The 10,096-nt window shown below is 34.7% G+C and carries 6 protein-coding genes and 1 pseudogene; 4 read left to right on the top strand and 3 right to left on the bottom strand.

Annotation, left to right across the window (positions count from 1 at the left end; translation table 11 throughout):
* Positions 1-36 precede the first annotated feature (36 nt).
* A pseudogene (locus F6K27_RS19390) lies at positions 37-352 on the top strand (IS1 family transposase); the annotation flags it as partial.
* A gap of 49 nt (positions 353-401) precedes the next feature.
* On the opposite strand, the gene F6K27_RS19395 reads toward F6K27_RS19390, so the two are convergent.
* Positions 402-2,432, bottom strand: a complete 2,031-nt coding sequence (locus F6K27_RS19395) for a DNA polymerase III subunit gamma/tau (protein ID WP_287277089.1) — start codon at positions 2,430-2,432, stop codon at positions 402-404.
* Between the two features lie 1,032 nt (positions 2,433-3,464).
* On the opposite strand from F6K27_RS19395, the gene F6K27_RS19400 reads away from it, so the two are divergent.
* Positions 3,465-4,451 carry a hypothetical protein gene (locus F6K27_RS19400; RefSeq protein ID WP_287277087.1) on the top strand — a complete coding sequence of 329 codons (987 nt, stop codon included), beginning with the start codon at positions 3,465-3,467 and terminating at the stop codon, positions 4,449-4,451.
* Positions 4,452-4,801: 350 nt separating this feature from the next.
* Here the strand turns inward: F6K27_RS19400 and F6K27_RS19405 are convergent, their stop codons facing one another.
* Together F6K27_RS19405 and F6K27_RS19415 are read right to left on the bottom strand one after the other, a co-directional pair.
* On the bottom strand, positions 4,802-4,939 hold the full coding sequence (locus F6K27_RS19405) for a hypothetical protein (RefSeq protein ID WP_287277085.1): 138 nt from the start codon (positions 4,937-4,939) through the stop codon (positions 4,802-4,804).
* A gap of 1,404 nt (positions 4,940-6,343) precedes the next feature.
* Positions 6,344-7,081 carry a phycocyanobilin:ferredoxin oxidoreductase gene (locus F6K27_RS19415; RefSeq protein WP_287277084.1) on the bottom strand — a complete coding sequence of 246 codons (738 nt, stop codon included), beginning with the start codon at positions 7,079-7,081 and terminating at the stop codon, positions 6,344-6,346.
* Positions 7,082-9,072: 1,991 nt separating this feature from the next.
* Here F6K27_RS19415 and F6K27_RS19420 point away from each other — a divergent pair.
* Together F6K27_RS19420 and F6K27_RS19425 are read left to right on the top strand one after the other, a co-directional pair.
* Positions 9,073-9,195 carry a hypothetical protein gene (locus F6K27_RS19420; protein ID WP_275670417.1) on the top strand — a complete coding sequence of 41 codons (123 nt, stop codon included), beginning with the start codon at positions 9,073-9,075 and terminating at the stop codon, positions 9,193-9,195.
* 468 nt (positions 9,196-9,663) lie between these two features.
* On the top strand, positions 9,664-9,834 hold the full coding sequence (locus tag F6K27_RS19425) for a hypothetical protein (protein ID WP_287300905.1): 171 nt from the start codon (positions 9,664-9,666) through the stop codon (positions 9,832-9,834).
* Positions 9,835-10,096: the final 262 nt, after the last annotated feature.

Here is a 10,096-nt window from a genome sequence, read left to right on the forward strand (position 1 = left end):
ATTAACTCTAAACAATGGCATACTGATGATTGAGGAGGGTATGAAGGAGTTCTACCCCCATTGGTAGAACACATCATTGGTAAAGACCAGACACAGTAATTGGAAGGCACAAATGGAATTATCAGACAGCAGACTAGTCGATGGTATTGCCGACAGAATAAATTTGGCAAGCTCTGGCAACAAATGGAGGTAACAGTAAGCTTGGCGTTCGCGGAGCGTGGCGAAACGCTGTATCCCCTACTTCAATTGGATTTGGGTTCATAGTAGAAAGGATAGTACAGCAGCACAAAGGGCAGGATTAGCAGTTGCTCCTTGGAAGTGGAAAGACTTAATTGCTTTTCCCACACTTTGCGCTCTGCACTACCGAATATTTTTTCCAGACGGTATAAGCTACCAGCTAGTTAAAATATAATATCATCATCAAGTTCAAGGTCTTCATTTTTTTCTGGCTCATCTATGCCAATATTACTATCTTCAGACTCAAAAATCTGAGAGTTAACCGATAACTGAGAAGACTCTGATGCAGCAGATAAATCAGTTTTATCTGCTGATTTAATTAACTCTATATCTACTATTTCTCCCTGAAAAAAATCAGCTATTCGGCGAGTGGCAACTGCTACAGTTTGTCTTTCTTTTTCAGGATATTTTTCCTGTTTCGCTACATTATCCAACTGTGGTTGAAACAAAGAAATATCTGGCATAGATCTGTTTTCTCTGTCCGATTTTATTGTATTAGATTTTTGGATTGTTTCTGGTTCATCTTCTATAACTTCATCATCAGAGTTAGAGGTTTCTTGATGTTTTTCATGGTTAGTTATGTTTCTTTCTCTTTTACTATTATTGGGATAAAGATTTTCACTAACACTTTGATTTTTTCCCTTGGTATTTGTTACTTCTACTTTAACTTTTACCGCAGTCTTAAAAACCTTCTCAAACCCAGCTTCAATATTAGCAACTTTAGACATTACCATTTTCTGCCATTTATCAGAACTAACACCAATACGCGCTACTTGATTGTTAAACCCTAATAATATAACTTGAGGCTGAGGTTGAAGTAGTAACTGTTGGGTACTTAATTTAACTTCAGCAAGTACCCTTTGCCAAATTTCTTGTAAATCAACTTCTTTAGGATTAACATTAACAGCTTCCGAAGGAACTAAATTTTCCTCATTTTTTGATGCAGTCGGAATTTCTTTTACCTCCGATATTTTCTGTTTTGGAGGTGAATAAATAGGTGACTTTGCTTGTGGTTGACTAGAACTTTTAGAAGTACTTTGAACCGAAATATTTTGACTTGTTTGTCTTTGAGGTAACTGTTCGACTATTACCCTCGAACTTGCCAATGCAGCAGGCAATAATCCCAACAAAGTGACCTCCAACCATAAACGAGGTTGAGTAGTATTTTTAATTTGTACTTCAGAAGTTTGTAAATGCTTTTGACCGGCTAAAATAGTCCTAATATCCCATGTTTGAGAAACTTGACAAAGTTGTTCCCAAGTAGGTTTTGTCAAAGCCACCAAATTTGCATTTGTCGGTGCTGTTTTTGCTATTAATAAATCTCGGTAAAATCCTGCTAAATTTTGTAATACAATAATCGGTTCTCGACCCCGATCCATTATTTGACGAGTACATTCCAAAACTTCCGTAGAATTATCAGAGGCGATCGCTTCTAAAAGTAACATTAAATCTCGCTCTGGCACCGCCCCTACCAAGTCCCATACTCGTTCAACTGTAATCTCACCTGCCAATAAACTCAACTGGTCTAGCAAACTTTCTGCATCTCGCAGTCCACCTTGAGCAATTTGAGCTATCATTTGGACAGCTTCAGTGGTAATTTCAATTTTTTCTTCCGTAGCAATTTTTTGCAAGTGTCCGACCATCGCTTCTAGAGGAATTCTGCGAAAGTCAAACCTTTGACAACGGGAGATAATAGTCGGTAAAACTCTCTGAGGGTCTGTAGTTGCCAGAATAAAGACCACTCGGTTTGGTGGCTCTTCTAAAGTTTTGAGTAGAGCATTAAAAGCTGACACAGATAACATATGGACTTCATCAACCACATATACCTTATAACGACATTGAACGGGTGCAAACTGGGATCTTTCAATCAATTCCCGAATGTTGTCCACACCAGTATTGCTAGCTGCATCAATTTCTATTACGTCCAGAGTTGACCCTTTTGTAATACCTATACAAACATCACAAGTACCACAAGGACTGGGGGTAGGATGGTCATGGGAGAGACAGTTGAGAGATTTGGCAAAAATTCTGGCGCTGGAAGTTTTCCCTGTACCTCTCGGTCCTGTGAATAGATATGCTGGAGCTATTCGTTCGGTATGGATAGCATTTGTGAGGGTTTGGGCGATCGCTTCCTGACCCACTAAGTCAGCAAAAGTCTGAGGACGATATTTGTGATGGAGGGGTTTGTAGGCCACAATTCAGAAATAAGAATGATTTCGTATATTCTAGTTTGATTAAAGTAATCAGCAATACTAATTTCTTGTTTTTTTTCAGTATTTCTGCTGAAAAATTTGATGATATTTTAGTTATATTGTCTATGAAAATTTATTCCTTTACAAAGGTTTTAACAATTTATGTATTTTCCCTAATTTATATAAAGTATAATATTTACTATTACTATTATAGAGTAGTAGTTCAAAGATTTTAAATATCTTACTTAATTTTTGTGCATAAATTAAATGTATGTCTAATTTCTAATATGATTCCTAAATGATGAGTTAACTTTTAGAAAAATTTTTTGAATAGCCTTGATTTTTTGAGTAATCTTGAAAAAGTTCTAACTTAATTTAGAATTGCCTATCAATTTCTATGAGGCTGGAAAATTGGCTAGCTGGTTTAGGATTTATTTTTGATTATTTAGACAATCAATCTTTACTTGACAATAAGCATTCAGCAGTCAGCCATTAGCTATCAGCTATTGCTTTTAGTTTACGATCAAAGCTTTATTAATTGTCTTACTACAAAAGTTATATCCCTTGCCCTTAAGGTCTATATTAATTTCAACACTGTCCTTAAGAAGAGATCCTTGTTGCTGAGAGCATACAGCTAATAGCTATTTGCACAGCATTCCGCAGGAAATGCTTACACTTTACAGAAAATCAAACAAAAAAACTCTAGATTTTATATGATACTTTGTGGATAAAATTAGTCAAAAGCTAGTGGATAACCATAAGATATTATCAGAATTTAAGGCAGCCTAAAAACAGATAAAAATAAGACAGATTTATAGTTTATATTCTGTAATTTATTTAAAATTCAAATTATCAAGATGCTTACTATACCTGTAATTGTAGTATTTTTTAACCTGTTTATAGTTTTTTAGCCAATCAATAACCTCAACTATTTTCTACCAACTATAACCATCAGGTATTTATCCTGAAAATATTAACTCCCTGATTTTAACTTTAAATTTCTGTAAATTAATTGTCAAATTTTATTTAAAACCTATGTTAACACCAATTACTATTGTGGAACCAAGGTTAACCCAAGCTTCACCAGCACCACAAGTAACTTTGCAAAAATCAGAATATATTTGGATGGCTGCATCTGGACTACTATTACTATTGGTGATTATTATGGGTATATTCCACCAAGTAAAAATGAAGCAATTTAATAAAAAACTAAATATGGAAGGATTTAGAAATAAAGACCTGCGTAAAAAATATAAATTGGCTGTAGCAACTATCTCAAAAATGGAAAAAAATCCTGACCTAATCCATTCGCGAGAGTTTAACTTAGACTACTTAAGAATGCGGATGGTAGAGGAAGTTTTTCACTTTGCTATTGTCAATCAAATTAAGGTAAAAGTTAAACAACAAATTAGTATTGTATTGCGTCCTACTCCATTAGCAGCAGGAGAAAAAGGAAACCCAAGTGGGCGGCAAATTGATTCTATGTTTGATGTAGAATATGAGACTGGGGAACCAGGCAAAGATCTGAAAAAAAGAGTGTTATTTCGGGTGTCAATCAAACTAACAAAATTACCAACTCAGGCAACTTCTCAAACTATTAATCAAATTATTGATTGTTTAGAAACCTACCTTAGTCCTAGTGACGATCATGATAATTGGACTCCTACTATTCAAGGTCGAATTGTACATATTGATTGGGATCAAAAAGCAAAACCAACACCGATGTTGGTACTAGAGCAATCTAATGATGGAGTTCTATTTCGTACTAACCGACCAGCAGCAAGAAATGTTAGTCCACCTCCACCTCCACCTCCACCTCCACCTCCATTCAGATCAACTGTAAGTAAAAGAAATACTACTAAAGGAGCAAGAATGCAGGTATCTACAAAAGGCAAAATAAAAGGTGCAATTAAAAATAATGTAAAAAATACTAAAGGAGCAAGAATGCAGGTATCTGCAAAAAGGAAAACAAAAGGTGCAATTAAAGGTAGTGTATCAAGAAAGTGTGGAAATGATTCATAATGCCCATGTACGCGCATATAGAAACCTCACAAGTCAGTAGTGACGAATTTTGGTCATTTGTCCAAAAAAAAGCGAGTGCTAATTGGTGGTGTCTACCCAGAATGTAAGACGGACTCAAGACACAAAAACACTGTCAGATGAATGAATTGACACTCATGTGATGGGGTTGCACATTATGGAATGATATTACCAAAAATTAGTTTAGACTTTAACTAAAAAAAACCATTAATTAGTCATTATAGCAATTATCAAATCCAAAATCCTGTTCATCAAAAATATAAAATCATTCGTCACTGTGCAACGCCCATGTGATTGTTGGATTGGGATGACTCAAGCATCCAGAACGTGGATTAATTTTGGCCACTCATGTGGGCAAACACACTGACCAGTTCCGATACAGAATTAATCACCAACACAGAAGGGAAAACTAACTGACTGGCAGTGGCATACTGATGATTAGGGTGGGTATGAGCGAGTTTTGCCTCCAAAAGTAAAGCACATCAAGTTTAAAGACCAGACACAGCAGATAGGTAGGTGGCATCGCACCCCAGAATAAGTTTGGTAAGGTCTGGGCACAAACAGAGATAATGGTTAGGTTAGCGTTCGCGGAGCGTGGCATCAGCAGTATCGCCTACTTCAATTGGATTTGGGTTCATAGTCGCAAAGAAAATACTGCTGCACAAACAGCTGAGGAACGCGTTCGCGGAGCATTGCAGAGCGCAGTATCACTCCTTAGAGTTGGAACGACCTAATTACTTATCCCACACTTTGCGCTCTGCACTACCCAATTAAAAATAATGCTAAAAATACTCAAATTCGGAAATAATTAAAGTCAGGAAAAAGGAACAAGGAAGAATAAAAGCAGACTTCAGGAATCATGTAGTGTAGCGAAATGTTAATGAGTGGAAATTGACTAGTTTGATTTTATTGTGTTTAAATATGCCTAGCTTAACAGGTAAAAATCTTCAATTTTAACTATCAGGTTAGCAACATTTAACGAAGTCAGAAGTCAGAAGTAAACCCACCCCTAACCCCTCCCAGGAGGGGAAATCAGAAGTTATTTTTGTAACGGGGAATTTGAGCAAGGTTCCAAAAATATTTCGCCTTAAAAGGCGGGGTTGCGCGACCCAATTATTTTAATAAAATGCGATAATTGCGAGTAAAAAGAAAATTATATTTCTTTTTTTTACTAGCTAAATTTTGCAGAATTTAAACTATCATAATTTAAACTATATTTATACCAGATTTACTATCTAAAGCAACCGTGGGTTCATCTACTGCAATACTAACTTAGGTTTAATTATTAAAGCATGAGCGAGCTACCCTTTACTTTTGCTCGCTATATAAACTCTTAGGGTAGTAATGTACTCATTCTCCTAATCCTATTAATTCTAAAAATTTCTATGATTTGATGGAGAGTTTCTGCCTAAAAAATTGGGGTGAAATTCTCAATACATTTGCACATTTTGCGTCGCATTTATAGCAGGGAATAGAGAAAATGGGTGTCACCCCGCGTCGGCGACAGATGCAAGTGGTCAGAACCCGGTAAGGTTTCCTCGTCTGGAAATACTTTCAGCCGAAAAAGTGTTTCATTCTTATTTGAAATTACTATACAATTTAGATTAGCTACTGACTCTCGAATTTGTTGAGTTGTAGAGATGTTTAATCGAAGGTCTCTACAATCTTTAATATATATTAAATACCATGTCCGGATGATTAAATATAGTAAAAATGTTCTCCTCTCAATCTGGAAGGAATATCCCAAACTTCTGCTCCGTTTCCAGTGTTCCCTCTTGAATTTACACCTACCAACTAAGAACTTTATTCTCACTAATTAAGCGGACATGATATAACAAATCAAAAAAAATTATTCGCAATTTCTTTTGTAATCATTAATCAGGACTATCAAATAATACAGTTGTCAAATAATAATCTGTCCATTCCGGCCCAAAAGCTTTTTCCAAGACTCGGCGAGTTTTGTCGTTTTGTCTCTGCTGACTAGAGTAATGGCGTTGAGCTTTAAGAATCTCAAGTTGTTGTTCTGAGGTAACAGGTTTTTGGGCGATCGCTTGTTGGCAATGTATTTCTAGGTAAGATTCCACTATAGATAGAAATTTTTGTTCTTCGTCTAAATCACTAGGTCGTATGAATAGACAAAATTCTGAAAATATTTCGCCCCATTTAGGAAGTTGGCGAGGATAAGAAAATTCTTTTATTGGTAAGTTTTTAAGTTGGTAATTATAGACTTGTGGCAGTTTCCTTTCTTGATTGAGGGGTGATAGATCGACTACTGCTGCACTTATTTGACCTCTTGCTCCCACTAAATCTGTGCCAAATATAGGTAGGGCATAACTTGTTCTAGGAAACATTACGCAGTGTAATATATCTAAGCTTTGACCTACTTTGGCCAGTTCCAGATGTAGCTTGCGGAACTGGGAGGTTTGATAACATTTGTTTTCTATTGTTAGTTTTTCTCCTTCGAGACGGCCTTCTACATACCCTAGTTCTGCGGGTAGGTAATATGGTCGTAAGTCCAGGTAACGTTGCCAAATTGCTTCTATGGTATCTGCTAGTTGGCATATTAAGGGGTGCTGTTGTTCTCGTAGTGATGGAATTGATGTTTTTAACATTCTAGTTATAGGCCAGTTAGGTGTAATTTTACTATATTAGCTTTTTTAGATTTTAGATACTTACTTAATTAGTAGTTTGTATATTCATTAGAATCCCACAATTCTACCTCATTGTCTCAATAAAAATCAGAAATTGAAAGGAGAAATTATTGTAAATAGAAAGTGAGGTGAAAGTTGATAGTGAACTTGGGAAGTATTTTCTTGTTTTGCGAATACTGCGACTGCTATTTAGCATATAACGGTGTTCAAAGTTATTAATTTTTCAATTCTTAATATGATTGATTGTCACTTTCCTAAATACTAAATTATCTCCTAATCAGAGTTTTACTTAGATTTTAATTATATAGTAAATATGACTAAAATTTAACCTATATTTACAATCTCAAAGGTATTGAAAAGCTATTCAGTGAAGTTTCGTTAAATTAACTTGCATAGTTAATTAATAGTGCTAAATTAGAAATATGAAGAAGCAAAGAGGCTTCTTTAGCAGATGTCAAAAGTTGAAATAATAACTTAGGAGGTAACAAAAAACTGTTTAACCTGCTCATCATCTGTTCGTTTAGACTCCAACAGCAACCAACGGTGGTTGATATTTCCTAAAATATTTGTAGGGGAGCAATGAATTTTAATTTTTGAAAAATTCTAACTCTATTTAATATTGAATAATGTAGAGGAAATTACTCAGCCAAGGAGGAAAAAAAAAGCTGTTAAATTTTAAGTTAATCTCAATACAAAGTCGGAATAACACCCATCTAGAAAGCGAATACTTCCTAAAAATTTGGGATTAGTACAGTGAATTTAAAGCTGTGCATCCAAGACCTAAAGAGGAAAAAAGGAAGTAATAAAGTGAGTATAGGTGGGTGTTATTGTTTGAAAAGATTGACTTAAAAAAATAAAGTAAAGTTTCGTTAAATTGTCTTGTAATTATTAGTAACAGTGTTAGATTAGTAATTGAAGCAGCAAAGCTTCAAACATTCATAACCTCATCTTCTTCGATCAAAGAGTTATAACTTAATACTGAGTGTTAAGGTTTTGACCGAGAAACAGGTTGTTGTCAACCTTAATTGTTAGTTAAGTAGTTGACATTAAAAATAAGGAGGAAAAAAATACTGTTAACTCTAGTTATCTGTGTGATTCAACAACAGCAACTTCTTTGGCAGAGGCTGATTGTTCCTCAAGTTGTAACAGTAAGGAAGTAAAGATTACTCAAGCTTAAATTTGAGTTAAACTTCATTTCAAATTCATTCAATATAGAGGAAATAATTTCAGGAACTCAGGAGGTTACAACGCTGTTAAATCTACGAAAATCTGTCTCCTTAAATAATCAAAAACAACACCAAAATAGAAAACTAATACTTCCTTAAATGGTAAAAGGGAGCGATGTAACTAAGGTTTATTTTATGACTTAGTGCAACTCCAGAAATAATCCAGAAATTGAAGGAAGTCACTGAGTGAGTAAGACTGAGGTGTTGTTTTTGTATGGGGAAAAAATTAAGTAGCGAGCGAGAAATAATATCAAATTCCCTTGAACAGTTATAAATAACGACGGAGGAGTCAGAAGAAAGAAGCTATCCCACTATTTTTAACAAGTTTATTTGTTTAAGTAAAATGTGTTTTAAAAGCTTGATTTTTCGTTTTTAACTATCAACATATTTAGAGTTTTTAGCAAAAGTCTTATTAGTGGGATAGGTTAAAGAATGAAGAAAGAGTAGGAGGAGGAGAAAGTTTTTTTATCACTAATTAAACACACATAATATCAGATAAAATTAGGTTGAAGAACCTCACTTAAATTTAGTAGTCAGTAGAGAATGCTCAACCCTATTTTTTCTGAATCAAATTAGATTTTAATATCTCACACTCTAAGCGATCGCCATCTAAGTATTTATCTCCTTTTGAGCGGCTTTTCATTGACTATATTTGATTATAACTTGTAAGTAAACCCCTAGCGAAGCTCTATATGATAACATTTATGCGTTTCAGTCAGTGTAATTATGAGCAAAAGTAAAAGTAAACCTAAACCTTGGGATGAAAATTGGGAAAAATTTGAATATATTGGTGGTGGTGGTCAAGACAAAACTTTTTCAGGAAGATATTCCTCTCTACATGGTGACTGAATTGATAGAAGGAAGTAGATTAGAAAATTTTGTAGCAGAAGGTGTAATGAATATCTTTGATGCTGTACATTTTACACTCAAATTATTAGATATTTTTGAATATTTTCATCAAAGGAATATAATTATATAGAGATATTAAGCCTGACAATATTATTATTAGAAACATTGAAGTGAAGTTATGCAACCGGATTTGATATTACGGCTCAAAACGAAACAGATAAAACCCTCAAAAAACAGCTCAATTGGCACGACTGTAAATTTCGATAAATCAATAATATTTAGGTTTTTAAATGAAGTTGAACTTGTTTAGCACCATTGAGAAATAGAAGCTCTCTAATACCAAGGGTGAAAAAAGAATGCTTTTGTTAGGTGAAACTTCAATTATTAAGTTTAGGTGAAACTTCAATTATTAAGTAATTAACACAGGTGGAATCACATTTTTGATAATGATTAGTCAGTAGCGTATTAATGATTCTGATGTTTACTTCTCTGTACGGGCGAACGGCCGTTCGCCCCCTACTACCCTACTCCCCTACTCAAGAAAATGTAGCAAACATTTATCACCCTTGGTATAATACTTATCATCTAACACCAGGGAAACAAGTTTATAAATCAACTTTTAGTGATCGCCACCCCTAGAAAATTTACATATAGTGTAAACAAGAAATTAATCACACCAAATGTAGAAAAAATGAGATTAAGTCTGCCATAGGAAGCTCAATAATTGGCGTTGTCAGATTAAAAGATGAATTATAGGGACAGGGTGGGAACAGAGACCTCTTTAAACTTAAGGTAATGAATCAGTCGTCGAATTGAGTGCTTTAACATTTCAACAGACTTGGAATAGCACAAGGTTTTGCCATGTATAGCGCTGTGCGCAGGCAACAGCTCCGAAAGGCAA

Source organism: Okeania sp. SIO2F5 (assembly GCF_010692685.1).
GTDB lineage: Bacteria > Cyanobacteriota > Cyanobacteriia > Cyanobacteriales > Microcoleaceae > Okeania > Okeania hirsuta.

What these genes read in the sequence shown, in the direction of transcription:
- F6K27_RS19415 (WP_287277084.1), bottom strand. Translation starts at nt 7,081, where the DNA reads ATGTTAAAAACATCAATTCCATCACTACGAGAACAACAGCACCCCTTA.
- F6K27_RS19425 (WP_287300905.1), top strand. Translation starts at nt 9,664, where the DNA reads ATGATTCTGATGTTTACTTCTCTGTACGGGCGAACGGCCGTTCGCCCC.
- F6K27_RS19400 (WP_287277087.1), top strand. Translation starts at nt 3,465, where the DNA reads ATGTTAACACCAATTACTATTGTGGAACCAAGGTTAACCCAAGCTTCA.
- F6K27_RS19420 (WP_275670417.1), top strand. Translation starts at nt 9,073, where the DNA reads ATGAGCAAAAGTAAAAGTAAACCTAAACCTTGGGATGAAAATTGGGAA.